Below are 24,967 nucleotides of genomic sequence, written 5' to 3'. Positions count from 1 at the left end.
CAATGCACCCAACCACCGAGCGCGCGGTGACTACACCGGCACGAACTCGCAGCTCAGGCCGGAACCAAATCGGCGGCGACCGAGTCCCGCGCCACCAGTCCGCTGCGGAATATCTCGCTGCCGTCGACCGCACCCGGTGCCGCCGCGGCGGCGGCCAGCGCGGCGGCCTTGAAGGTCCGGGCGGCCGCGCTCAGCGGATGCAGCACGCGGCTAACGCTGGCCTCCAGTTCGGCCGGCCAGGATTCCCCCCACAGCGTCACCTCGGTGACGCCATGATCGATGGCTTGCAGCACACCGCGCCGCACTCGTGGGTCGCAACCAAATAGATCCGCCCCGGCCGCCAATGCCTGCGGACGCGGCCGGGTTGCCACCGACGCCAGCGCACATTCGAGGTCCAGCGTCTGGGCTCCGAGAATGTGCAGCGGCCGATCATCGAGGTGGTCGGCGACCAGCACGGTGACATCCCACCCGGCCATGGCCCGGTCGAAAAGCCAGCCGCCGGCATATCGCACCACGTCGATGACCGTGGAGGCGACGACGTCGAGTCGATATCTCATGTCGTGCTCGGCAGGGAAAAGTCGCGCGCGAGTGCCTCGGCGTACTCCTTGAACACCTCGGTCAGCGGTATCGAAGGATCGAGCAACCATGTCATTTCCATTCCGTGGATGAAGGCAAGGATCTCCACTGCTTTGACGGTCGGATCTAGGTCGGCGCGATATCGGCCAGCCTCCTGACCACGACGGATGGCCTCGGCGACGATCTCGCACGCGTCACGCTGGCGGGACACCAGGCGGTCATGTAGCGGGGCATCGGGGTCGATGTTCTCGGCCAGCAGCACGGTGAAGGTACCGACCAGTTCGGGCGCCCGGGTGAAGCGATCGGCGACCTGGGCAATCTCGCCGATCAGGTCACCCAAGCGATCGGCATGCGCGTCGTCATCGAGGTCACGCGCATCCAGCACCGCATGCAACAGCTGTTCTTTGGACTCGAAGTGATGCAGCAGACCCGCAGGGGTCACGCCCGCTTCCCCGGCGATCTGAGCCAAGGTCGTGTTGCGCCAGCCGTTGCGCGATAGCAGTCGCTGCGCGACGCCCAGGATGCGCTGTTTGCGATCCTCGCCTTTGGCGAGAAGCGTGTCGTACGGCCGTACTTCAGGCACTGGATTCCCTCTGAACCGCGTGGGCTAACCAACCTAGTGAATACATAGTAGGTTGGTTTGCGCCGCGATGGCAAGGGCGTCATTTTTGCCTTGTCGGCTGCGCCTAGCTGAGTAGCTCGACCAGGGTGGCGTTGGCGGTACCCCCGCCTTCACACGTGGTCTGTAGCCCATAACGAATGCCGTTGTCGCGCATGTGATGCACCATCCGCGTCATCAGCACCGCGCCCGAGGCACCCAGCGGGTGTCCGAGCGCGATGGCGCCACCCAGCGGATTCAGCCGCCCCGGGTCCGCCCCGGTTTCCGCGAGCCAAGCCAGCGGTACCGGCGCAAAGGCTTCGTTCACCTCGAAAACCCCGACCTCATCCAGCGAGACTCCGGACTTGCCGAGCACCTTCTCGGTCGCCGGAATCGGGCCGGTCAGCATCAGCACCGGGTCGGCGCCGGTGACCGCGCCGGCGCGGTACCGCACGATCGGCGTCAAGCCGAGCTCCAGCGCCATTTCCGAGGTGGTCACCAGTAGCGCCGCGCAACCATCGGAGATCTGTGAGGAGTTGCCGGCGTGGATCAACCCATCCTCGACGAACGCCGGCTTGAGGCCGGCCAGCTTCTCCACGGTGGTCCCCCGTCGAACCCTCTCGTCGGTATCGACAACGGTGGCGGCTGCGGGAAACACGGGCACAATTTGGTCGGTGAAGGCGCCGCGATCCTGGGCGGCGGCGGCCCGTTGGTGCGACAGGGCGGAGTACTCGTCGAGCCGATCCCGGGAAAATCCCCACTTCTTGGCGATCAGCTCGGCCGACAAACCCTGGTTGAACGAGAAATTGTCATACCGAGCCAATACTTTCGGGCCATAGGGCATCCCGGTCGCCCTGGCCGCTCCAAGAGGAACCCGGCTCATCACCTCGACGCCGCCGGCAACCACGACGTCTTGCTGGCCCGACATCACCGCCTGCACCGCGAAATCGAGGGCCTGCTGGCTTGATCCGCAGGCCCGGTTGACGGTGGTACCGGGAATGGTCTCCGGCCAGCCCGCGGCCAAGACCGCGTAGCGGCCGATGTTGCTGGACTGGTCGCCGACCTGCGAGACGCAGCCCCAAATCACGTCATCGACGATCTCCGGACCGACACCAGCGCGTTCCAGTAATTCGTTGAGGACGACGGCCGACAAATCGGCGGCGTGCATGCCGGACAGTCCTCCGTTGCGCTTCCCCACCGCCGTGCGCACGGCCTCGACAATGACTGGCTCACGGCCTGTTCCACCCATGTCCGGCTCCCATCACCCGTTGATCGCCGAGCGTGCCCTCAGCGCGAAAAAGTCGCGGTACGTGCACGTTCGACGCGCAGCAAGCCTAGTTGGTCTCAGTAGCTGCGCGGCAGCTTCAACACATGTGAACCAAGGAAGTTCAAGATCATCTCCTGACTGACCGGCGCGATCTTCATCAACCTCGCCTCCCGGAAGTACCGCGCAACGTGATACTCCTCCGCGTAGCCCATGCCGCCGTGGGTCTGCAGGGCTCGGTCCGCGGCGGCGAACCCCGCATCCGCGCACAGGTACTTGGCCGTATTGGCCTCACGTCCACAGGGTTTGCCGTTGTCGTAGAGCCAGGTGGCCTTGCGCAGCATCAGCTCGGCAGCGTCCAGACGGGCCAGCGAGTCCGCGAGCGGGAACTGCAGGCCCTGGTTCATGCCGATCGGCCGGCCGAATACCTCCCGCTCGTTGCCGTATTTGACCGCCTTGTCCAGCGCCACCCGGCCGATTCCGAGCGCCTCGGCCGCGATCAGCATCCGCTCGGGGTTCAGCCCGTCCAGGATGTACTGAAACCCGTTGCCTTCCTCACCAATTCGATCCTCGACGGGGATCTCCAGGTTGTCAATGAACAGTTCGTTGGAGCTCACGGCATTGCGGCCCATCTTGCGGATCGGCCGCACCTCCACCCGGCTGCGGTCGAGGTCGGTGATGAACAGGGTCATCCCGTCGGTCTTCTTCTTGACCTCGTCATAGCTTTGGGTACGAGTCAGCAGCAGAATCTTGTCGGACTCCACCGCCTTGGAGATCCACACCTTTCGCCCGTTGACCACGTAGCGGTCGCCGTCCCGCTTGGCGAAGGTGGTGATGCGCGACGTGTCCAGCCCCGCACCGGGCTCGGTCACCCCGAAGCAGACGTGGGTTTCCCCGGTCGCCACCGACGGCAGGGTGCGCGCCTTGAGTTCGTCTGAACCGTGCACGACGACCGGCTGCATGCCGAAGATCGACAGGTGAATCGAGCTGGCGGCGTTCATCGCGCCACCGGACTTGGCGACCTCCTCGAGCAGGATCGTGGCCTCGGTGATGCCCAGCCCGTGGCCGCCGTACTCGGTCGGGATCGTCATGCCCAGCCAACCGCCGTCGGCGATGGCACGGTAGAACTCGGCCGGAAATTCGTGCGCCTGATCTTTTTCCATCCAGTAATGGTCGTCGAACCTCGACGCCAACTCGGCGACCGATCGCCGGATCAGCTCCTGGTCCTCGGTCAGCTCGAAATCCATTCCACCGCTCCCTATCCACTGCTCCCTATCCACCGCGAGCAGACGCAAAATCACGCACTCACCACCCAAAGTATGCGATTTTGTGTCTGCTCGCCGGGCAGTGGCGGGCCTCAGTCCTTGTTTCCGGTCAACGCCTTCGCGTTGGCGGTGAACTCGGCCACCGACGAGCCCGACCGCGCATCCTTGTGATGACTCAGCGCCCGCACGGACACGTCGTGCCCTTCGGCGGCCTTGCGCAATGCGCCCACCGTCGCCTGCTCGCGAGTGATGTGGCTGAACGGGTCGAACGAGTACCAGCGCATCGCGTTCTCGTAGGTCATCTTGTTGATCTCGCCATCGGGGACATCGTTCACCGACAGGACATCCCACAGTTCCTCCGGCGCGCCCGGCCACATCGAGTCGCTGTGCGGGTAGTCGGCCTCCCAGGCGATGTTGTCGATGCCGATCATGTTGCGTAGCGCCACGCCCACCTTGTCGCTGATGAAGCAGGTGAGGAAGTGCTCACGGAACACCTCGCTAGGGATCTTGCCGCCGAAGTTCTGGTGCGTCCACGTCGAGTGCATCTCGAAAGTCCGGTCCGCGCGCTCCAGGAAGTACGGGATCCACCCGGTGCCACCTTCGGAGAGCGCGATCTTGAGGTCCGGGTACTCCTTGATCGGCCGCGACCACAACAGGTCCGCGGCGGCCTGCACGATGTTCATCGGCTGCAGCGTGATCATCACATCCATCGGCGCGTCGGGCGCGGTGATCGCCAGCCGGCCCGAGGACCCGATGTGGATATTCATCACCGTGTTGGTGTCGCACAATGCTTTCCACAGCGGGTTCCAGTACTCATTGTGAAAACTCGGGTACCCCATCGCGGCGGGGTTCTCGGTGAAGGTCAGCGCGTGCACACCCTTCTTCGCGACGCGGCGCACCTCGGCGGCGCACGCCTCGGCGTCCCAGATCACCGGAATGGCCATCGGGATGAATCGCGCCGGGTAGGCCCCACACCACTCGTCGATGTGCCAGTCGTTGTAGGCCTGCACCAGCGCGACCGAGAAGTCCGGGTCTTCGGTGGCGAACAGCCGCCCGGCAAAGCCCGGAAACGACGGGAAGCAAATCGACGCCAGGATGCCCCCGGCGTTCATGTCCTTGATTCGTTCGTCGACGTTGTAGCAACCGGGCCGAATCTCGTCGAGGCCCTGCGGTTCCAGCCCGTACTCCTCCTTGGGCCGGCCAGCTACCGCATTGAGCGCCACATTCGGGATGACGGTGTCGCGGAACTTCCACATGTCCGAACCGTCGGGGTTGTGCACCAGCCGGGGAGCATCGTCGAGGTACTTGGCCGACAGGTGGTTCTTGAACATGTTCGGCGGCTCCACGGTGTGGTCGTCGACACTGATCAAGATCATGTCCTCTTTGTTCATAGCCGTACCTCTTTCCGCAGTCTTCCTGCCGTCTCCCTGAAGCTCCCGAATATCGGATGCGCGGCCACCGAACAGGCATCGGCGAGCTGCCACCTGCCTCCAGGCCCTCTGTCTGAAAACTATCTTCTCGCGATTCGAGAATCAACATTCAGCAGTTCGCCGCAAGACCCGACCTGCCGCGCCAGACCCGGGGCGGCGACGGCAGGCAGCGGCGCCCGCGTGAGCATTGACCGGTAAGACGAATTGTGCAAGTCTATTACTAATGAATGCGAATGTATTTCTCATAATTCGAGAGGGCACTGGGACAACGCCGAGAGGAGCCGCCCGGATGCGCCTGCCGCCGCTGCCCGCCGATCAGTGGGACGAGGCTGTCCAGCGCTCACTGTCGGTGATCTTGCCCGCGCAACGCTGCAATCCGCGCGACGCCGGAAACGCGCTGTCGACGTTTGCCAACCACCCCGCGCTGGCCAAGGCGTTTCTGCGGTTCAACACCCACTTGCTGTTCGCCTCCACCCTGCCCGCCCGGGTTCGCGAACTCGCCATCCTGCGGGTCGCGCATCGCCGCGCTTGCGCCTATGAGTGGACCCACCATCTGGCCCTGACCGAACAGGCCGGCATCAGCGGTGACGAGATAGCCGCGGTTCGCCGGGGCGAGGCCACCGACGACTTCGAACGCGCCGTCTTGACCGGGGTCGACGAACTCGACGAGAACTCCGAACTGTCCGACCAAACCTGGGCGGCACTCGGCAAACACCTCGATGACCGCCAACGCATGGACTACGTCTTCACGGTCGGCTGCTACGCGCTACTGGCCATGGCTTTCAACACTTTTGGCGTGCAGCTCGAAGAGCTGGAACAAGATCGCGCAGAGAGGTAGCAGGACCTTGCCGCACTTCACCAAACCGGCTGCCGGGAGCTGGACGCAAAACTATCCGGAGCTGGGCACCGCGCCGGTCGACTACACGGACTCCATCGACCCGCAGTACTTTGCCGACGAACAGCGGGCGATCTTTCGGCGCACCTGGCTCAACGTCGGCCGCATCGAACGCCTCCCCCGCACCGGTAGCTACTTCACCAAGGAGCTGCCGTCCACCGGAGCCGGCATGTCGGTGATCGTCGTCAAGGGCAAGGACGGCGTGATACGGGCCTTCCACAACATCTGCCGGCATCGGGGCAACAAGTTGGTGTGGAACGACTTTCCGCATGAGGAGACCGCCGGCACCTGCCGGCAGTTCACCTGCAAATACCACGCTTGGCGCTACGGTCTCGACGGCGAACTGACCTTCATTCAGCAGGAGGACGAGTTCTTCGACGTCGACAAGAGCCAATACGGCCTCAAGTCGGTACGTTGCGAGGTATGGGAAGGCTTCATCTTCATCAACCTCGACCCAGCCGCAGCACCGCTGTCCGAATACCTGGGTTCGATAGCCAAGGGCCTGCAGGGCTATCCCTTCCACGAAATGACCGAGGTCTATTCCTACCGAGCCGAAGTCGGCAGCAACTGGAAGCTGTTCATCGACGCGTTCGCCGAGTTCTACCACGCCCCGGTGCTGCATCAGGGGCAGTACACCAAAGAGGAAGCCGCCAAGATCATGAAGTACGGGTTCGAGGCCCTGCATTACGAGCTGGCGGGCCCGCACGCGATGATCTCGGTTTGGGGCGGCCAGTCGCCGCCCGCGGACCTGAAGATGGTCAAGCCGATGGACCGGGTGCTGCGCAGCGGCTTGTTCGGTCCGTGGGACCGCCCCGCCCCGATCACCGAGCTCGAGGAATTGCCGCCCGGCATCAACCCGACCAAAGCCAAGCAGTGGGGCATCGATTCGTTCCTGTTCTTTCCGAACTTCATGCTGCTGATCTGGGAGCCGGGCTGGTATCTGACCTATCACTACTGGCCGACGACGGTTGACAAACACATCTTCGAGACCACGCTGTATTTCGCGCCCCCCAGAAACGCGCGCGAACGATTGGCCCAGGAGTTGGCGGCGGTGACGTTCAAGGAATACGCGCTGCAGGACTCCAACACCTTGGAGGCCACCCAAACGATGATCGGTACCGGGGCAGGGAACGCCGGAGCCCTGGGTACCGGGGTCGTCAAGGACTTTCCACTGTGCGATCAGGAAATCCTGCTCCGACATCTACACAAGATGACCGGCGACTACGTAAAGGAATACCGCAACAATGGCCGCGCCAAATAAGCTGCCCGCCCAGTTCGCCGACCTCGAGCCGTACCTGGATTGGGACCTGGCCACCGAGCCGCAACGTTATGCCAAGCGCCTGGCCTCATCCATGTCGCAGATGCAGGGCTTCTACGACACCGCCTTTCCCCGGCTGGAAGACGTGATCGCCTACTGAGACCAGTTCCCGTTGGACGAATTGCCGGAGGACGCGCGAACACTCATGCACATGATGCAGTCGCTGGTCATGGTGTCGTTTCCGGTAGAGGCGTGGAAGCAGCCCCGGGTCCCCGACAGCGGCACCGCCTGGGTCGAGCTGATCAGGGAACCGGTGGTTTGACCGGTGCTCACGCTCAAGGCTGCCGGACTGCTTGACGTCGACGCCGGCGAAATCCTGGCGCCGGCCGTCGTGCGCGTCGAAGGCGACCGGATTGCCGGTGTCGGCGGGGACCCCGAGGGCGACGTAATCGACCTCGGCGACCAGATCCTGTTACCCGGGCTGATGGACATGGAGGTCAACCTGCTGATGGGCGGGCGCGGCGAGAAGCCCGGCCTGTCCCAGGTCCAGGATGACCCGCCGACTCGGATGCTGCGCGCCGTCGGAAACGCCCGCCGCACGCTACGCGCCGGGTTCACCACGGTGCGCAACCTGGGGCTATTCCTCAAGACCGGCGGCTACCTCCTCGATGTCGCGCTGGGCAAGGCCATCGATGCCGGCTGGATCGACGGCCCACGAATCGTGCCGGCCGGACACGCCATCACCCCTACCGGCGGGCATCTGGACCCCACCATGTTCGCCGCGTTCGCCCCACATGTGCTGGAGCTGACGATCGAGGAAGGCATCGCCAACGGCGTTGACGAGATCCGCAAGGCGGTGCGATACCAGATCAAACACGGCGCCCAGCTGATCAAGGTGTGCTGTTCGGGCGGGGTGATGCCGCTAACGGGACCGCCAGGTGCACAACACTATTCCGATGAAGAACTACGCGCCATCGTCGACGAGGCACACCGGCGGGGGTTGCGCGTCGCCGCGCACACGCACGGCGCCGACGCCGTCAAGCACGCGGTCATCGCCGGCATCGACTGCATCGACTGCATCGAGCACGGATTCCTGGTCGACGACGAGGCGATCGCGATGATGGTCGAGCACGGCACGTTCCTGGTGAGCACCAGGCGCCTGGCCGATGCCGATGCGATGGACATCTCGCACGCTCCACCCGAGCTGCAGGCCAAGGCGGCCGAGATGTTCCCGAGGTCGCGTGAGTCGATACTGGCCGCCTATCAAGCCGGCGTGAAGATCGCGATCGGTACCGATGCTCCGGCAATACCGCACGGGCGCAACGCCGATGAGCTCGTCACGCTTGTGCATTGGGGGATGTCGCCGCTGGCCGTGCTGCGGGCGGGCACAGTGACCGCGGCAGAGCTGATCAACGTCACCGATCGCGGTCGGCTCGCGGCGGGCCAGCTCGCCGACATCATCGCCGTTGCGGGAAATCCGTTGGATGACATCACAGTTACCCGCAACGTCGGCTTTGTCATGAAAGGCGGCAAGGTTTATGTCCACCAAGACTGACGACCTGGTCGAGATTCAACAGTTGTTGGCCCGGTACGCGGTGACCATCACCCAGAACGATATCGAGGGCCTGGTAGCCGTTTTCACCCCGGACGGAACCTACAGCGCCTTCGGCGACACCTATGGCCTCGATCGGTTCCCGGACCTGGTGGTCGCCGCGCCAAAAGGCTTGTTTCTCACGGCAACCGCGGTCATCGAGCTAGCCGGTGATTCGGCCACCGGCACCCAACCACTTTGCTTCATCGAACATGCCACCCATGACATGCGTATCGGTTACTACCGCGACACGTATGCCCGCACCGCCGATGGCTGGCGGCTGAAAACCCGGGCAATGACCTTCATTCGCCGCAGCGGCGTGCACGATTCGGGACGTCCGCATGCCGTCGGCCGTCCGCAACCGTGACCGTCGATATCGGGCGGTTCCGGGCGGATCTGCGCACCTGACTCGACGATAATGACTTGACCCCCGGACCCGACCATTCGTTGCGGGGCCACATGCAGCAATTGGCCCGAGTGCACGGCGCGCTGTATGAAGCCGGCTGGATGCGTTACGGCTGGCCCACCGAAGTCGGCGGGCTCGGTGGACCGGCGCTGCTGCGCGCGATCGTCGGTGAGGAGGTGGTCGGGCGCCGGCTGGCCGAACCCGGCCCCTACTCCATGGCCGAGGTGCTGGCACCGACGCTGATCGACTACGCACCCAAAGGGTTGGCGGCGGACATGGTGCCGCGGCTGCTCAGCGGTCGCGAGCAATGGTGTCAGGGATTCTCCGAACCGGGGTCGGGCAGCGACCTGGCATCGCTGTCCACCCGCGCGACCCCTCGCGGCGACGATTGGATCATCAACGGGCAGAAGGTGTCGACCAGCTTCGCGCAGTTCTGCACGCGTTGCATTCTGCTCACCCGTACCGCGCCTGGGCATGACGGGATCACCGCGTTCTTTGTCGATCTGGACACGCCGGGGATCACCGTACGGCCGTTGCGCACCATGCACGGGGTCGACGAATTCTGCGAGGTGTACTACGACGACGTGGTGATCCCGTCCGGCCGGATGCTCGGCCGGCCCGGTGATGGCTGGCGGCTGGCAATGGACCTGCTCCCCTATGAACGCTCCACCTGCTTTTGGCAGCGCATCGCCTATCTGTATTCCCGGCTCGACGAACTCATCACCGACACCGCTGCCACCTGCTCTGCACTCGACGAGTTCGACCTTGGTGCGGCATATCTGGGACTGCATACCCTGCGCTGCCGTTCCCGTGACACACAGCACCGCCTGGCCGGCGGCTCGCGACTCGGGCCGGATACTTCGATAGACAAGGTGCTCTTGGCGACCGCCGAGCAACGCCTCTACGACACCGTCCGCGACCTGCTGCCGGCAACGCTGGAACTCGACGACACCCCGTGGCGCCCGGAATACCTCTATTCACGTGCGGCCACCATCTATGGCGGGACCGCCGAAATCCAGCGCAACATCATCGCGCGCCGGCTGCTCGGATTGGGCAGCGAGAGATGAGCGCGAGATAGCGAGGACCAGTGGATCTCACCGACCCCGAATCGCTGCGACTGCTGGCGGACTCGCTGAAAACCGTAGTCACACAGAACCCGCCGCCGTCGGGCGCCGGGCTGGATGCGGCGTTGCAGGCCCTCGGCTGGCTCGACATGCTCGACGAGATTCCCGGCACTGCCGTTCCCTTGGTGTTCGCCATGCTCGGCGAGAATGGTGTGCATGCGCCGCTCGTCAATGACGTCGTGGCGCGCGCCGCCGGCTGCCCGGGTGGCGGCACCGTGCCGCTACCGTTTGCGGGCGGATCCTGGGTGATCTGGTCGCGCGGCGATCAGGCCGGTTCCGTGTTGGATGCCGAACTACCGATACTCCGGGTGTAACCGGCCGATCCGCTGCCACCCGCCGCACTGGCCGCGGGCCGAAGCGCGGTGGGCTGGTGGCTGGCCGGCGCCAGCCGGGCCATGCTGGAGCTGGCCCGCCGGCATGCACTGGACCGAAACCAGTTCGGGCACCCCATCGCCGCGTTTCAGGCGGTCCGGCACCGGCTGGCCGAGGCGCTGGTCGCGATCGAAGGCGCCGAAGCGACCCTTCGGGCCGCCACGGACCAGCCTGACGAATTGGCCTGTCTGCTGGCCAGAGCCGCGGCCGGCCAGGCCGCACTGACCACCGCCCGCCATTGCCAGCAGGTGCTTGCCGGCATCGGCTTCACCGCGGAACATCAGCTGCATCACCACGTCAAGCGGTCCCTGGTGCTCGATGGGCTGCTCGGCAGTTCGCGCGAGCTCACCCGCGAGGCGGGTGCGGTCTTGCGGACCAAGGGATTTGCTCCCCGGCTAGCTCAACTCTGATTTCTCCGACAGCAACCGCGATGCCGAGCTACCAACGTTACGGCTGGTCAGTGGAATCGGCTTAGGTGGCAGCAGCGGCGATCACCGGCTGTGGCCCGACCCCGGGCCCACCCCACGACTGGCCCCGCCCCTAGTGTTCTGCGCCAAACTGTCCAGACAGCCGGCCGTGGCGCTCTGCCGAATCCTGTTTCAGGCCAATGATTTCGACGCATCGGCCCTTGGCGTGGTATTTGGTGATGATGGCGTCGAGTGCGGCCACGGTGGAGGCATCCCAGATGTGGGACTGCGACATGTCGATCACCACGTTGTCCGGGTCGTCGACGTAATTGAATTGGTAAACCAAGTCGTTGCTCGAGGCGAAGAACAATTCGCCGCTGACTCGGTAGACCACCGTCTCAGCGGCACTGCCGGTGTCTGATTCGACGATTCTTTACACCGTCATGAAGTGAGCAACACGCCGCGCAAAGAGCACCATCGCGGTCAAGACACCGGCAACGACGCCGTAAGCGAGGTTCTGGGTTGCCACGGTGACCACCACGGTGGCGAGCATGACCAGCGTTTCGCTGCGCGGCATCCGCCGTAGCGCCGCGGGGGCAATGCTGTGCCAGTCCATCGTGCCGACCGAGACCATGATCATCACCGCGACCAGTGCCGCCATCGGAATGAGCGCGACCACGTCGCCGAGGCCGACGACAAGGCCCAACAGGAACAGGCCGGCGAGGAAGGTGGAGATCCGGGTGCGAACACCGGAGACCTTCACGTTGATCATGGTCTGGCCGATCATTGCGCAGCCGCCCATTCCGCCGAAGAAGCCCGTGACAACGTTGGCAACGCCCTGCCCCCAGGCCTCCCGGGTCTTGTTGCTGTGGGTGTCGGTGATGTCGTCAACGAGCTTGGCCGTCAGCAACGATTCCAGCAACCCGACCAATGCCATTGCCAGCGCATACGGGCCGATGATGGACAGGGTTTCCAGTGCGAACGGGACGTGGGGCACCAATAGGGTCGGCAGGCTGGACGGCAACTGGCCTTCGTCGCCGACGTTGAGAATCTCGACGGAGAACGCGACCGCGGCGGCCGTCAAGACCACGATCGCGACCAAAGAAGCTGGGACAACGGTGGTCAGTTTTGGCAGGAACACCATCAACAGCAAACCAACGATGACAAATGGATAGACCACCGCCGGCACCCCCAGTAGGTGGGGAACCTGTGAGAGGAATATCAAGATCGCGAGCGCATTGACGAAGCCGACCATCACGCTGCGTGGGATGAACCGCATCAACCGAGCGACCCCCAGCAAGCTGAGCGTGATCTGCACAAGGCCCGCCAAGATCACCGCGGCGATGAAGTAGTCGGCCCCGTGTTCACGCGCCAGCGGCGCGATCACCAACGCAATGGCGCCGGTGGCCGCGGAAATCATGGCCGGGCGCCCGCCCACCACAGCGATGGTCACCGCCATGGTGAAAGAGGCGAAAAGCCCCACCCGAGGGTCCACCCCGGCGATGATCGAAAAGGAGATTGCTTCAGGGATCAGCGCCAGCGCAACCACCAAACCGGCGAGCACCTCGGTCCGCAGACGAGTCGGCGAACGCAGTGCGGCCAGCACCGCGGTACTGGGATCGCCCGCCTCGCGAATCGTTGGGACAGCCGAAACCTGTTGGGAAGACAAAGCACTCCGTTCAGCTCGCGCGTAGCCAAGGGCCCGGCGCGGCGCGAAGATCGATTTAGGCGGCAGACGCGTCGACGCACCAATGCGGACGACCAGCCGAGAGGACTCGGATCGGCCCACTGCCGGACTGGATCCTACCCTTTCCCGAGGGGAGAGTTGGAATTTCGTGGGCTAGATCACGGCGCCACCAGATCGGGCCCAGCCACCGGGTCGGCGGCTAAATCGGTTCATACACAGCCATTTTCGGGACAAACGTAGCCATGAATTCCGGCATGCCGATGTGAGGCGAGCCGATACCGCCTAACCGCGCGGCAGCCCGAGTATCCGTTCAGCGATGATGTTGCGCTGAATTTCAGAGGTGCCTCCGGCGATGGCGCCGGCGAAGCTACGCGCGTAGCGGTCGAACCACCTGCCATAGTGGTTGTCCAGGTTCAACGCAGCGATGGGTGCCGTGATCGAGGGGTGCACCAGACCGTCGCCGCCTGCCGAGTCGAGCGCATCTTCGCAGGCACGCTGCAAAGCCTCCGAGCCCAGCAGCTTGAGCACCGACTGCGCGGGCACATCCTCCTGTCCACGCGCCGCCGAGGCCAGTGTCGCGGACCCGAGCAGTCGCATCGCCTGGGTATCCATCACCAACGTGGCGTAGTGATCCCGTTGCGGCACGCCCGCTGGAGTGAAATCGGTTGCCAATTCGCCCAACAGGTTGGCATATCCCAGCCACAGCATCGTCCGTTCGTGCCCAAGGGAGCCGGTCGCCACCCAGGGCTCCGGCGTTCCCTGGGTCGCCACCCGCCACCCGCCGTTGAGCTCACCCACCAGGTTCTCGGCCGGCACCGCTGCGTCGGTGAAAAACACCTCATTGAAGTCGACATCGTCGTGGTCGCACACCGACGCGAATGGCCGCCGCACCACGCCGGGAGTGTCCGTCGGAATCAGCAAAGCGCTGATTCCCTTGTGCTTTGGGGCGTCAGGATCGGTACGCACGAACGTCAGCAGCACATCGGTGTCATGGGCACCTGATGTCCACACCTTCTGCCCATTGACCACAAAACGGTCACCCTCGCCGTCGCGGTAGCGCACTGCCCGCGTCTTCAACGACGCCAGATCCGAGCCCGCACCCGGCTCGCTCATACCCAACGACGCGGTCATCTCCGCCCGCAGGATCGGCACTGCCCAGCGCCGCTTCTGCTCCGGCGTTCCGAACGACAGCAGCGACTCCGCAATGATGCCCACGCCTTGTGGGTTGAAACTGCGATAAAGGCGGCGCCGGGCCAACTCCTGCAGATGCACGTACTGCTGCAGCAGTGAGGCATTGCGACCACCGAACTCCGGCGGATTGCCCGGGATCAACCACCCGTTGTCGAACAACAAGCGTTGCCACCGCCGCGCCCACTCCGGCACGTGCGAGCAGGACCGCGGCCGCTCCATCCCGGCCGCCTGATCGGGCAAATTCCGGTCCAGAAACGAGATGAATTCGTCGCGGAAGGCCTCGACGTCGGCATCAAAGGTCAGCTGCACAGAACTCCTCGCCGCCCACTGAAGTTGATTCTGCTTCCCAAACACGTGCGCAAGAGAATAGTGTTCTCGTTCGCAGGAAGTTGCAATCTCCTGTACACCGTCCGGGGGGAGGTCGAGCGCAGCGATGGCACGGCGTTCTCCGGTACAGTCCAACCATGTTTTCTTCTCGCGGCAATCATCTGAGCCGCCCGTGACGAACCCGAGCGAAGAACCCGCGTGGAAGCAGCGCGCCGTCGAGCGGTCGATCAAGACCGCGAAACTGCGAGCGGCGCAGCGCGTTCAGCGTTTCCTGGACGCCGCACAGGCCATCATCATCGAAAAGGGCAGCACAGACTTCACCGTGCAGGAAGTCGTGGACCGGTCACGGCAGTCACTGCGCAGCTTCTACCTGCAGTTCGACGGCAAACACGAGCTATTGCTGGCGCTCTTCGAGGACGCACTGAGCCGGTCCGCCGACCAGATCCGCGCCGCCACCGAAACCCACGCGGATCCGCTGGAGCGACTGAAAGTGGCGGTCGAGCTCTTGCATGAGGCGTCGCGCCCCGACCCGACAGCCAAGCGACCGCTGTTTACCGACTTCGCGCCGCGCCTGTTGGTAAGCCACCCGACCGAGGTCAAAGTCGCGCACGCACCGCTGGTGGCGTTGCTCACCGAGCTGATGGAGGCCGCGGCTGAGGCCGGCGAACTGCGAGAAGACCTCAACCCGAGACGGATAGCCGCCATGACCATGCAGACGGTCATGTTCATCGCACAGTCCAGCGGCGGCACCGACGACGCGACGACCCACCCCATCACCGCAGATGAGGTATGGGATTTCTGTTCACGCGGATTCGCCGCCTCTTAACACCACCCGAACAGACCTGCCCGAGTCACCGGCCCGCTTCGTCCGCCGGTGATAATGCCCGCGCGCGTTGAATCAGCCTAACGAGAACGCTATTCGCTTCATATAAGAACTGCGATTAGCTAAAACGGATTCCTCGTTGACACTCGTTGGCGGGTGATGACAGAGTTCAGGTGCCGCACGACTCGTGTTGCACGGGCGAACGGGCAAGCACGTTCCTTCGGGAGGCGACATGGGTGACAGTGACCGCAGCGAGTGACGTCTACTTCGACCCGTACGACGTAGAGCTCAACGCGGACCCCTACCCAATGTTCCGCCGGCTCCGCGAAGAGGCGCCGCTGTACTACAACGCGCAGCACGGCTTCTACGCGCTGAGCAGGTTCGCCGATGTCGACCGGGCCATCGTCGACTATCAAACGTTCAGTTCGGCCAGGGGGGCAATCCTCGAGATCATCAAGGCCAACATCGACATCCCCGCGGGCGTACTCGTCTTCGAGGATCCGCCGGTCCACGACGTTCACCGTAAGTTGTTGTCGCGCATGTTCACCCCGCGCAAGATCAATGATCTAGAACCCAAAATCCGCGAATTCTGCGCGCGCAGTTTGGATCCCCTGATCGGCAGCGGCAGGTTCGACTTCGTCGCCGATCTCGGCGCCCAGATGCCGATGCGCGTCATCGGCATGCTGCTGGGCGTCCCGGAGGAGGACCAGGAAGCCGCCCGCGATTTCGCCACTGCCCAGCTACGCACCGAGGCCGGAAAACCGATGAAGGCCTCCGCCGACGGCATGGTCAGCGGCGACTTCTTCGCCCACTACATCGATTGGCGCGCCGAGCATCCCTCCAGCGACATCATGACCGAACTTCTCAACGCCGAATTCGAGGACGAGACCGGGACCGTGCGTCGACTCAGACGCGATGAACTTCTCACCTATGTCAGTGTGGTGTCCGGAGCGGGCAACGAGACCACCACCCGGCTGATCGGTTGGGCCGGCAAGGTATTGGCTGAGCATCCAGATCAGCGCCGAGCACTGGTCGAGGACCCGTCGCTGATTCCGCAGGCGGTTGAGGAACTGCTGCGCTACGAGGCACCCGCACCACACGTGGCCCGGTACGTGACCCGCGATCTACGGTACTACGGCCAATCGGTGCCCAAAGGCAGCATCATGATGATGCTGATCGGGGCGGCCAACCGCGATCATCGCCAATTCCGTCCGGACGGTGATGTTTTCAATATCCGGCGCGAGCCACACCAACACTTGACCTTCAGCGTCGGAACCCAGTACTGCCTGGGCTCGGCGCTGGCACGGCTGGAAGGCCGGATCGCGCTCGAGGAGATCCTCAAGCGCTTCCCCGAATGGGATGTCGACCTTGGTAACGCCAAGCTCTCCCCGACCTCCACCGTACGAGGCTGGGAGAGCATGCCGGCCGTCTTCGATTGAGCCACCCCCACCTGAGGAAGTGAGGTATCCATGACTGAGCAGCTTGGCGGGCGGGTCGCGGGAAAAGTCGCGTTCATCACCGGAGCGGCTCGCGGCCAGGGCCGCAGCCACGCGGTACGTCTGGCGCAGGAGGGTGCCGACATCATCGCTGTCGACGTGTGTAAACCCATCGTGGAGAACACCACCATCCCGGCGTCCACCCCGGAGGACCTGGCCGAGACGGCCGATCTGGTCAAGGGACACAACCGCCGGATCTTCACCGCCGAGGCCGATGTGCGTGACTACGACGCGCTGAAAGCCGCGGTGGACGCCGGAGTGGACCAACTGGGCCGGCTGGACATCATCGTGGCCAACGCGGGCATCGGCAACGGTGGCGCCACGCTGGACAAGACCAGTGAACACGACTGGCAGGAGATGATCGACGTCAACCTGTCCGGGGTCTGGAAATCAGTCAAAGCCGCAGTGCCGCATCTGATTGCCGGGGGCAACGGGGGCTCGATCGTCTTGACCAGTTCGGTCGGCGGAATGAAGGCGTACCCGCACTGCGGCAATTACGTGGCGGCCAAACACGGCGTCGTGGGCCTGATGCGGTCCTTTGCAGTTGAGTTGGGGCAACACATGATTCGAGTCAATTCGGTACACCCAACGCATGTCCGGACCCCCATGCTGCACAACGAGGGCACCTTCAAGATGTTTCGCCCGGACCTGGAGAATCCCGGTCCCGACGACATGGCACCGATCTGCCAGCTCTTCCACACCCTGCCGATTCCGTGGGTCGAGGCCGAAGACATCAGCAACGCCGTGCTGTTCCTGGCCTCCGACGAGTCCCGCTACATAACCGGTGTCACCCTACCCGTCGACGCAGGTGGCTGCCTGAAATAGGGTTCCGTCACATGGACGGATTTGCGGGACGCGGGGCGGTCATAACGGGTGGGGCGAGCGGCATCGGCTTGGCCACGGCTACCGAGTTCGCTCGGCGCGGGGCCAAGGTGGTGCTGGCCGACATCGACAAGCCGGGACTGGAGCGGTCCGTCGAACATCTGCGCGGGAAGGGTTTCGATGCGCACGGCGTGATGTGTGACGTCCGCCATCTGAGCGAAGTCAACCATCTCGCGGCCGAATCCGCCCGCCTGCTGGGGCAAATCGGCGTGGTGTTCAGCAATGCCGGCATTGTCGTGGCGGGTCCGATCGCCGACATGACCCACGACGACTGGCGGTGGGTGATCGACATCGATCTGTGGGGCTCAATTCATACCGTCGAGGCGTTCCTGCCGAAGCTGCTGGAACACGGTGGACACATCGCGTTCACCGCGTCCTTTGCCGGACTGGTGCCCAACGCCGGGCTCGGCGCCTACGGCGTAGCCAAATACGGCGTCGTCGGCCTGGCCGAAACCCTCTCCCGCGAAATGAAAGACCGCGTAGTCGGGGTAACGGTGTTGTGCCCGATGGTCGTCGAGACCCGGCTGGTCTCCAACTCGGAGCGGATCCGCGGCGCGGACTACGGACTGTCATCCGCGCCGCAGGTAACCGGGGATATGGGCTCCCTGCCGGCCCAGGACGATAGCCTCAGCGTCGACGAGCTGGCACGCCTGACGGCCGACGCCATCCTGGCCAACCGCCTCTACGTGCTGCCACACGAGGGCGCCCGCACCTCGATTCAACGCAGGTTTGCCCGTATTGACCGCACATTCGACGAGCAGGCCGCCGAAGGCTGGCGGCACTAGCCCGGACCCAGCCGGTATTCGCCAGTCTGCGGATCGCGGTACCAGCCCGCCGCGGCGTGGGTGCCACCGTCGACGTGAATTGTCTGGCCGGTGACGTAGCGCGCCATGTCAGACGCGAGAAACACCGCGACACTTGCTATCTCATCGACATCACCGGGGCGCCCCAACGGGACCAGACTTCCGATGCGCTCCAGTGCCGCGGCGCCGCCCAGCTGCGCCAGCCCCTCGGTCATCGTGATATCGGGTGCGATCGCATTCACCCGAATGCCGTGGTGCGCCAGCTCCAGTGCCGTGGTCTTGGTGTAGTTGACAACGCCCGCCTTGGCGGCGGCGTACGCCGCGTAACCAGGCGCGGCCCGCACTCCCTCGATCGAGGTGATCGCCATGATGCTGCCCGGTAGCCCCGCGGCAACCAGCCGCCGGGCCACCCGCTGGGTACACAGCAGCACATGACCTAAGTTGCTGCGGTAGAGCGCATCCCAGCCCTTCTCACTGGTCTGCAGCAGCGGCGACCAGAACACCCCGCCCACGTTGTTGACCAGGATGGTTACCTCGCCCAGTTCGGCCTGGGTTCGCTGCAGGGCGGCGTCCACCTGGTCGCCGCTGCGTACGTCGGTGGCGATGCCCAGGCCGCCAAGCTCGGCTGCGGCCTGCGCGCAGGTTTGCGGGTCCCGCTCCCATATCGCCACCGAGGCGCCGAACGCCGCAAGGCCAGCGGCGACGCCACGACCGATCCCCGATCCCGCGCCGGTCACCACCGCCACCCGGCCGTTGAGCAGGACATCCGCGGGATCAATTGCCATGGTGCTGCTCAGGTTGCCGAGTACATTGCCGGGGCCGCCCCGATAACACCGTCAGATTCCAGCTCGGATATCTCCGCCGCGGTCAGGCCCAGCTCGGTCAGCAACTCACGATTGTGCTGACCCAACAGGGGCGCTGGTTCGGTGTGAAATCGTCCTGGCCAACCGGACAGCCGCATCGGCACAGTGCTGAGCCTGACCGGGCCGTTCACCGGATGGTCCACCACCTCGAAGAAGCCGCGCGAAGCCAACTGGGCCAACTCCGACTGCCGATGCGGTTGCATCACCTTGGCCACCGGTACACCGGCTTGCCATAGGGTGGCCACGATCTCGTCGCTGCCCCGCTGCCCGCACCACGCCGTCAAGTGGTCGTCAATGACGTCTTCGTGGGTGCGCCGGCCGGCCGCTGTGGCCAGGCGTGGTTCGGCCGCCCAAGAGGGTGATCCGAGCGCAGCACCCAGCTGCTGCCAGTGCTGGTCAGTCGAGACCGCAATGGCAACCCAGCTGTCCAGGCGGCCGAACTCGTCGATGTCAGAGCTGCGGTAGAGGTTTTGCGGCACAGCGGCGGGGCCGCGGTTGCCCGCGCGCTCCAGCAGCCGCCCGTACGCGCTGTATTCGATGACCTGCTCCGCAGCGATGTTCAGCGCGGCGTCCACCATCGCCGCTTCCACCAGCACACCCCGACCGGTGCGCCGCCGGTGCTCGAGCGCCAGCAGCAGCGCATTGGCCGCATGCACACCCGCATTGGGGTCGCCAACCGAATACGGCTCATACGGTGTGAGGTCGGGATAGCCCGTCATCCAGCTTCTTCCGGCCGCGGACTCGATGACATAAGCAAACGCCGGATTGTCGCGCCACGGTCCGTCCAGGCCGAATCCAGGCATGCGTAGCAGGATGGCATCAGACCGAATCGACTGCACCGTGGTGAAATCCAGACCCAGCTGGTCCATGACGCGCGGAGTGAAGTTCTCGGCTATCACGTCACAGGTTGCGATCAACCGGTGCAATACTTCCCGACCCCGCGAATCCCCCAGGTCCAGCGTCACACCCTTCTTGTTGGTGTTCAGCGCCACGAAAATGGGCGACTTCTCCCACCATTGGTCTTCGGTCACGGGTACGCCGGCAATCAGCCGGGTACCGTCGGGACGGCGGGTCGATTCGACGTGGATCACCTCGGCGCCGAGCATGGCCAACAGGTGCGTGCACGACGGGCCCGCCCAGAATGTGGTCAGGTCGAGCACGCGAATGCCACTCAGCGGCAGCCGCGTCAGAACCTTCGGCGTCGGTACCGGCCTGGGCTTCAGTTCGGCCGTCCGGTAGTGGTCGCCATGTTCCCCGAGCCGCGGCGCCGGACCGGGGCGGCGCAGGTGCACCGAACTGATCCGGTACGGATGGGCCGGTTGCAGGAACCCGTCGCGGGGGTTGCGGACAAAGGAACCTCGCGCCTGAAAATGGTCGAGCGAGGCGATGTTGGCCCCATTGGCCACCGGCGCGTTGGGAATCCGGAACGCCGTCGCGAGTTCCCGGATCTCGTCGGACGGATGGCTGCGCAGCCAGTCGTAGATCTCCTCGGCATGGAGGTTGGCTTGTTCGGTGATCGACAACGGCGATTGCTCGTCGATCCACTCCGGGTGACCGACCATCGCGCACAGGTCGAACCACTGCTGCGCGGTTCCACATCCCAGATCGACCAGCCCGTCTTGGGCACAAGCCACCCCCGGTACGGTCAACCGCCGAGCGTCACGCCATGGTCGGCCGAGCATTTCGAAATAGGTGACGGGATAGTAAGTCTGGCTGAGAATTTGGGTTTCCAGCATGGATAGGTCGATCAGTTCTCCCCATCCGTCGCTGATCCGGCGGTGCCGGGAGGCCAAGGTGGCCACGCTGGCATATGCTCCGGCCAGGTCTTCGCCGACTCGCCCGCCGACGAAGACCGGCGCGCGATCGGCGAGGCCACGTCCGAGCCCGATGATTGCGCCTGACCACGCCTGCAGGGTGAACTCGGTCGCGGGCCGGTCGTGCCAGGGCCCCTCCAGCCCGAACGGGGTTATCGACGTGACCGTGAGCTGCGGATGGCGCCGGTGCAGCTCTTGCGGCCCAAGGCGCGGGTGCTCAGCGACTCTGGAACCTGGCGACCACACCACCGCGTCGGCGGCGGCCAGTAGCGCCTCGACCAACGCCAGGTCGCGATCGGATTCGGGTGCCGCGACGACGCTGTGCTGGCTACCGGCCAGGAAGTTGAACAGGGCGCCGTCGTTGCCCTCGGGGATGGCGGTGCCCGAAGCCGAGCACCAGCGCAACGGATCACCCTCTGGTGGCTCGACTTTGACAACGTCAGCACCGCCGTCGGCGAGCAGTTTGGTGCAATATGCGCCCGCGATACCGGTGGACAGATCCACCACCCGGTAACCGGCCAGGGGCGGCTGAACTGGCGGCGGTGTGGCCTCCACTAACCTTTTTTCTTCTTCTGCTTGGCAGGCTTGCCGGTGCCGTCTTTGGCCCGCGATTTCATGCTCAGGCGCCACCCCGGTGGGAACCGGCTGTCATTGTCCTTGACCGCATCGCCCAGACCCTGCTCGATGGCGTCATCGAGCATGAGGTCATCGGTGTCGGCCCGCACACCGCTGCCCATCGACTCGAAGAAGCCACTAAGCAGGCTGCCCATGTACTCGCCCTGGAACTGCTTCATGATTTCGAAGAAGACCTTCTGCATGAACACCGTGTCGTTAGGCCGGTTGCGCGCACAGGCCAACGCATACTTGGCCACCTCGGCTTCGAGTTCCTCGCGCGGTACCACGCTGTTGAGAAAGTTGCAGTCCTGCATCTCCGCGGCGGTGAAAGCCCTTCCGGTGAACACCATTTCCTGAAACTTGCGGATGCCCATGGTCTGCGCCCACCACCACATCCGCGGACCCCAGCCGTAGTAGCGAAATGACGGATGCCCGAAGAGCGCATCATCGCTGGAGATCACCAGATCAGCGTCGGCCGCCTGATAGAAGTGCCAGCCATAGCAGTAACCCTTGACCTCCAGGATGGAGATCTTCTTGAAATCCTGCAGGCCACGAATCCCGGCGTTCGGATTGGCATACCACTGACTGACCGATGCGCCATGACGAAAAGAGCCCAACGGCGGATACTTGACCTCCTCAGGGCCGATCCGGAATTCGGCAAGCCGCGGGCCCTGATCCGGAGAGTTCATCACCTCCATGAACTCTTCGAGATCCGCACCCGAGCCCAGATCCTCTCCCTCGCCGCGAATCACCAGTACCTTGACCTCGTCATCGATGCTGGCCCGGTGCAGCAGATCGGCGTAGCGCAGTCGCGCGGCTATCGTCGGCGCATTCAGATGGCCTGGGCGATCGAAGGTGATGGCGGCGATTCGGGTCTCGGGGTCCTTGTCATACCGGATCACCTTGTCCACCGGCGGCTCCGATTTTGGCATGGCTAGGCCTGCCACATCGGGCTGGCGGTCAACACCTCGGGTCCATCGGCGTTGACCAACACCGCTTCGCGGCCAAACACTGCGCCCACCCCCGCCTCCCACACGTAACCCGTCACGGCAAGAACCATTCCCGGCTCCAATCGGTCATTGGCCGCCGTCGCGGGCAGCTGGGCGGAGATGACGGGCGGGTCAAAGCCCATTCCCAGGCCCCGCGCTACCGGCATCGGCGGCGCCGGTTCTCCGGCCTGCCGGTAGGCATTCAGCAATTCGCCGGCCCCCGCACCCGGCTGGCGCGCTAAAAGCAGCCCATCCCACAGCTTCGCCCATCGTTGGTACAGCGGCGCGGCGCCCGCAACACCGTCTGCGGGCCAGGTTCGGCCCACCTCGCCGATGTATCCGCCGGCCAGGACCCCCGCGGAGAAGGCCACCAAGTCCCCGGACCGGACGCGACGATCGCCGCTGGCCCGCTGCCACGGGTGCTCGCGCGAAGTCACCCACGCCACATCCTGATTGGAGGGAGTGCTGACGCCGCCGGCCAACACCGCTTCCACCAGCACGCCGGCCAGCAGCTGTTCACTGACCCCGGTTCGCAGCTCGGCTACCGCCGCGGCCAGCCCGGACTCGGCGACCGCGATGGCTGCCCGCAGCGCGACCACCTCCTCGTCCGTCTTGATCCGCCGGGCGGCGCGCATCGCGAGCTCGCCGTCGACTAGCTCCGCGTTGGGAAATGCCTGCGGCAGCAGCTGGGCGAAGACCGTTGACAGCGCGTCGGCCCCCACCCGCCGGGCGGTGGCGGCACCGTCGATGCGCTCGAGCACCGAAATGGTGTTCATCGGGTTCCACGAGATGCCATAGAGGTTCTCGTGCGGGATGTCATCGGGAACGCCTTCATCCCAGGTGCTGAGCAGATGAATGGCACCTGTCGCGCGGACCAGGACGCAGGTGGGGCCGAAGGGCCTAGTCCCAGCGACCCAAAGTTGTGGAGTGCCCGAGACATAGCGGACGTTGGCCTGCCTACCGAGAACCAGGACATCGAGATCGTGGGCCGCCATCTGCTCGAGCGCACGTTGCCGGCGCCCGCAACGCAGCGCCCGATTGTCGGGCAGTACTTCAGTCGACATAAGGGTCATACGGGTAGTCGGTCAAGCGCGTCGAGCCTTCCTCGGTGATCACCAGCACCTCTTCACTGCGGTAGCCTCCGGTACCGTCTTCCCACACAACTGGCTCGAGCACCAGCACCATGCCCGGCTCCAGCACGAAGTTCTCATCGAACTCGTCACCGAGATCGGTTCCGATCATCGGCATTTCGGCCGCGTTTACACCGATTCCGTGGCCCAGATAGAAGTGCGGCAACCAGGGCCGAGCACCGCCGTTGGCCGCCGTTGCGGCCCTGGCCAACTCGGCTGCCGTCGCGCCGGCGCGGGCCACGCCGACCACGGCGCTCATGATCTCGCGCCACCTGTCGAACTGTTGCTGCTGCCGTGGCTGCGGGTCACGCCCCACGATCCAGGTCCGCCCGAAGTCTGAGCAGTAGCCCTGGTAGGTGATGCTCACGTCGGTCCACAGCACGTCGCCTGCGGCGAGTTCTCGCTCGGTGCTCAGCAGCGGCAGCGCCAAGTCGCCGTGGGTGGTCCACACACCCTCGGCCCTGCTTGCCGGCATGACCTGCCAGATCGGTTCGAGCATGCTGGCGGTGGCACCCAGTTCGAAGGCCCGGCGCAGAAAACGCGCGGATAGCTCGATCTGCCGAATCCCGGGCGCCAGCGCCTCGTGCACTTGCACCATCGCCTCATCGGTGATTCGGACGGCGTTGCGGATGCACGCGAGTTCATCTGAGGTCTTGATCACCTTGGCGGCACTCACGACGGCGCTCGCATCGACGGGGGCACCGCTGGGGAACAGCAGCTTTGCGGCTCGTGCCATGGCACCGGTCAACTCGTCGACCGCGATGGTGGCTGCCGGTGGGATCAGCTCCGACAGCAGGCGCGCGAAATTCTCTACTCCTTCGTCGAATTCGAGGTAGACCGGACCGTGCAGGTGATCGGAGGGCAACTCCGACTCCTGGGATGCGCCCTCCCGAAACGGCAGGAACAGGTGCGGCCACGGGTGGCCGGCCAGCACCACCGCCACCGGGCGCTCAACGTAGGACAGCCCGGCATCTCCCAGCGGCCAACTGGCGCCGGTGGCGTAGACGACGGCGCTGTTACCCAACAAGATCATCGCGTCGACGCCGCGATCGGCCGTCGCGCGGCGGAGCCTGGCCCCCGTCTCGCGCCGCATCCGGGTCAGGTCCGGCCGCTCCGGAATCTGCATCTCAGGCGAGGGCGGCCGCGCGAACGTCGTCATCA

The 24,967-nt window shown here is 64.8% G+C and carries 20 protein-coding genes and 3 pseudogenes; 11 read left to right on the top strand and 12 right to left on the bottom strand.

Translation table 11 applies throughout. The annotated features are described in order from the left end of the window. Positions 1-53: 53 nt before the first annotated feature. The 5 genes from MMSP_RS06520 to MMSP_RS06500 form a co-directional block, all read right to left on the bottom strand. Positions 54-557 (bottom strand): hypothetical protein, encoded by a 504-nt coding sequence (locus MMSP_RS06520; protein WP_012396276.1) that lies wholly within the window; start codon positions 555-557, stop codon positions 54-56. After that, complete coding sequence (locus MMSP_RS06515; RefSeq protein WP_012396277.1) at positions 554-1,159, bottom strand: TetR/AcrR family transcriptional regulator; 606 nt, start codon at positions 1,157-1,159, stop codon at positions 554-556. Before MMSP_RS06515 ends, MMSP_RS06520 begins: the two co-directional genes overlap by 4 nt. A gap of 103 nt (positions 1,160-1,262) precedes the next feature. Further along, positions 1,263-2,423 (bottom strand): thiolase family protein, encoded by a 1,161-nt coding sequence (locus tag MMSP_RS06510; RefSeq protein ID WP_036426262.1) that lies wholly within the window; start codon positions 2,421-2,423, stop codon positions 1,263-1,265. Between the two features lie 95 nt (positions 2,424-2,518). After that, a complete protein-coding gene (locus MMSP_RS06505; protein WP_012396279.1) occupies positions 2,519-3,685 on the bottom strand; it encodes an acyl-CoA dehydrogenase family protein in 1,167 nt (388 codons plus the stop codon). Positions 3,686-3,795: 110 nt separating this feature from the next. Beyond that, positions 3,796-5,094 carry an amidohydrolase family protein gene (locus MMSP_RS06500; RefSeq protein WP_015357173.1) on the bottom strand — a complete coding sequence of 433 codons (1,299 nt, stop codon included), beginning with the start codon at positions 5,092-5,094 and terminating at the stop codon, positions 3,796-3,798. Positions 5,095-5,422: 328 nt separating this feature from the next. Here MMSP_RS06500 and MMSP_RS06495 point away from each other — a divergent pair, with 328 nt between their 5' ends. The 7 genes and pseudogenes from MMSP_RS06495 to MMSP_RS06465 all read left to right on the top strand — a co-directional run bounded on the left by MMSP_RS06495 (position 5,423) and on the right by MMSP_RS06465 (position 11,189). Beyond that, a complete protein-coding gene (locus tag MMSP_RS06495) occupies positions 5,423-5,971 on the top strand; it encodes a carboxymuconolactone decarboxylase family protein (protein WP_020785958.1) in 549 nt (182 codons plus the stop codon). A 7-nt stretch (positions 5,972-5,978) separates the two neighbouring features. Next, positions 5,979-7,289, top strand: a complete 1,311-nt coding sequence (locus tag MMSP_RS06490) for an aromatic ring-hydroxylating dioxygenase subunit alpha (protein ID WP_036426261.1) — start codon at positions 5,979-5,981, stop codon at positions 7,287-7,289. Then, a pseudogene (locus tag MMSP_RS06485) lies at positions 7,273-7,608 on the top strand (hypothetical protein). Before MMSP_RS06490 ends, MMSP_RS06485 begins: the two are co-directional and overlap by 17 nt. Positions 7,609-7,611: 3 nt before the next feature. Then, a complete protein-coding gene (locus MMSP_RS06480) occupies positions 7,612-8,841 on the top strand; it encodes an amidohydrolase family protein (protein ID WP_020785955.1) in 1,230 nt (409 codons plus the stop codon). Beyond that, the gene (locus MMSP_RS06475; RefSeq protein ID WP_020785954.1) at positions 8,825-9,244 is read left to right on the top strand and encodes a nuclear transport factor 2 family protein; all 420 of its coding nucleotides are present in this window, start codon (positions 8,825-8,827) and stop codon (positions 9,242-9,244) included. The genes MMSP_RS06480 and MMSP_RS06475 overlap by 17 nt, the downstream gene beginning before the upstream one ends. A 56-nt stretch (positions 9,245-9,300) precedes the next feature. Then, entirely contained in the window at positions 9,301-10,350 is a 1,050-nt protein-coding gene (locus MMSP_RS06470; RefSeq protein WP_232022661.1) for an acyl-CoA dehydrogenase family protein, read from the top strand. A 20-nt stretch (positions 10,351-10,370) separates the two neighbouring features. Then, positions 10,371-11,189 (top strand): annotated as a pseudogene (locus MMSP_RS06465) (acyl-CoA dehydrogenase family protein). 130 nt (positions 11,190-11,319) lie between these two features. On the opposite strand, the pseudogene MMSP_RS06460 reads toward MMSP_RS06465, so the two are convergent. Both MMSP_RS06460 and MMSP_RS06455 read right to left on the bottom strand, forming a co-directional pair. Further along, a pseudogene (locus tag MMSP_RS06460) lies at positions 11,320-12,855 on the bottom strand (SulP family inorganic anion transporter). 300 nt (positions 12,856-13,155) lie between these two features. Next, positions 13,156-14,373: an acyl-CoA dehydrogenase family protein gene (locus MMSP_RS06455; RefSeq protein ID WP_036426260.1), complete on the bottom strand. Its 1,218-nt coding sequence runs from the start codon at positions 14,371-14,373 to the stop codon at positions 13,156-13,158. Positions 14,374-14,563: 190 nt separating this feature from the next. Between MMSP_RS06455 and MMSP_RS06450 the strand changes: the two genes are divergently transcribed. The 4 genes from MMSP_RS06450 (at position 14,564) to MMSP_RS06435 (ending at position 18,377) form a co-directional block, all read left to right on the top strand. Continuing rightward, positions 14,564-15,217: a TetR/AcrR family transcriptional regulator gene (locus tag MMSP_RS06450; protein WP_020785947.1), complete on the top strand. Its 654-nt coding sequence runs from the start codon at positions 14,564-14,566 to the stop codon at positions 15,215-15,217. Between the two features lie 233 nt (positions 15,218-15,450). Then, positions 15,451-16,653 (top strand): cytochrome P450, encoded by a 1,203-nt coding sequence (locus MMSP_RS06445; protein ID WP_020785946.1) that lies wholly within the window; start codon positions 15,451-15,453, stop codon positions 16,651-16,653. 30 nt (positions 16,654-16,683) lie between these two features. Beyond that, positions 16,684-17,535, top strand: coding sequence for a mycofactocin-coupled SDR family oxidoreductase (locus MMSP_RS06440; RefSeq protein WP_020726606.1), 852 nt, complete (start codon positions 16,684-16,686; stop codon positions 17,533-17,535). Positions 17,536-17,546: 11 nt separating this feature from the next. Beyond that, entirely contained in the window at positions 17,547-18,377 is an 831-nt protein-coding gene (locus MMSP_RS06435; RefSeq protein WP_020785945.1) for an SDR family NAD(P)-dependent oxidoreductase, read from the top strand. On the opposite strand, the gene MMSP_RS06430 is transcribed toward MMSP_RS06435, so the two are convergent. Genes MMSP_RS06430 through MMSP_RS06410 form a run of 5 tightly spaced genes read right to left on the bottom strand, consistent with a single transcriptional unit; the run spans position 18,374 to position 24,965 of the window. Further along, the gene (locus tag MMSP_RS06430) at positions 18,374-19,180 is read right to left on the bottom strand and encodes an SDR family NAD(P)-dependent oxidoreductase (protein WP_020785944.1); all 807 of its coding nucleotides are present in this window, start codon (positions 19,178-19,180) and stop codon (positions 18,374-18,376) included. The genes MMSP_RS06435 and MMSP_RS06430 overlap by 4 nt on opposite strands. A gap of 8 nt (positions 19,181-19,188) precedes the next feature. Beyond that, the gene (locus MMSP_RS06425; RefSeq protein ID WP_020785943.1) at positions 19,189-21,627 is read right to left on the bottom strand and encodes a CoA transferase; all 2,439 of its coding nucleotides are present in this window, start codon (positions 21,625-21,627) and stop codon (positions 19,189-19,191) included. Next, a complete protein-coding gene (locus MMSP_RS06420) occupies positions 21,627-22,619 on the bottom strand; it encodes an enoyl-CoA hydratase/isomerase family protein (protein ID WP_036426259.1) in 993 nt (330 codons plus the stop codon). The genes MMSP_RS06425 and MMSP_RS06420 overlap by 1 nt, the downstream gene beginning before the upstream one ends. A gap of 2 nt (positions 22,620-22,621) precedes the next feature. Further along, a complete protein-coding gene (locus tag MMSP_RS06415) occupies positions 22,622-23,740 on the bottom strand; it encodes a Xaa-Pro peptidase family protein (RefSeq protein WP_020785941.1) in 1,119 nt (372 codons plus the stop codon). Further along, positions 23,730-24,965 (bottom strand): Xaa-Pro peptidase family protein, encoded by a 1,236-nt coding sequence (locus MMSP_RS06410; protein WP_036427125.1) that lies wholly within the window; start codon positions 24,963-24,965, stop codon positions 23,730-23,732. Before MMSP_RS06410 ends, MMSP_RS06415 begins: the two co-directional genes overlap by 11 nt. Between the last annotated feature and the right edge of the window lie 2 nt (positions 24,966-24,967).

This window comes from Mycobacterium sp. 012931 (assembly GCF_000419295.1).
Taxonomy (GTDB): domain Bacteria; phylum Actinomycetota; class Actinomycetes; order Mycobacteriales; family Mycobacteriaceae; genus Mycobacterium; species Mycobacterium marinum.
Note: the sequence above shows the minus strand (reverse complement) of the source record. Positions and strands in the feature narration are given on the sequence as shown.